Origin of the sequence: Methylobacterium sp. J-001 (assembly GCF_022829565.1) — a bacterium.
Taxonomy (GTDB): Bacteria; Pseudomonadota; Alphaproteobacteria; order Rhizobiales; family Beijerinckiaceae; genus Methylobacterium.
This window is the reverse complement of sequence record NZ_JAKSYN010000023.1, coordinates 1-334: the sequence shown is the minus strand read 5'-3', so window position 1 is coordinate 334 and position 334 is coordinate 1. Positions and strand designations below refer to the sequence as shown.

The 334-nt window shown below is 65.9% G+C and carries 1 protein-coding gene; it reads right to left on the bottom strand.

The features are described from left to right. Positions 1 to 147: 147 nt before the first annotated feature. Positions 148 to 334: DUF2382 domain-containing protein (locus MKK65_RS01060; RefSeq protein ID WP_243954562.1), on the bottom strand; the 187-nt coding region annotated here is incomplete at its 5' end.

Sequence of the window (334 nt, the reverse complement as noted above, 5' to 3'; positions counted from 1 at the left end):
GGGGGGTGGTGGCGGGGCTGGTCGTGGTCCCGACCTCGCTGCCGTACAGGATCTGGACGCCGCCCTCTGCGAGGCAGCTGGCCACAAGCTTGTCCTTCGCGGCCGTCGCGTCCGTGTAGGTGTCGTACATGGCGGTGATGGTTTGTGTCATGGTTCGATCTCATGTGTTTCAGCTAGGTTCAGGTCCGTGACGTGCCCCTCGGGGGACACGCGTTCGATCCCGGCGTGCTGCCTTCGCAGCGTCACCGGCATCTCGACGTCCTCGCCCGCCGTGGTCTGGCGGACGTGCACCTCCTCCCGCAAGACAAGGCGCTTCTCGACGACGAGGATCTCT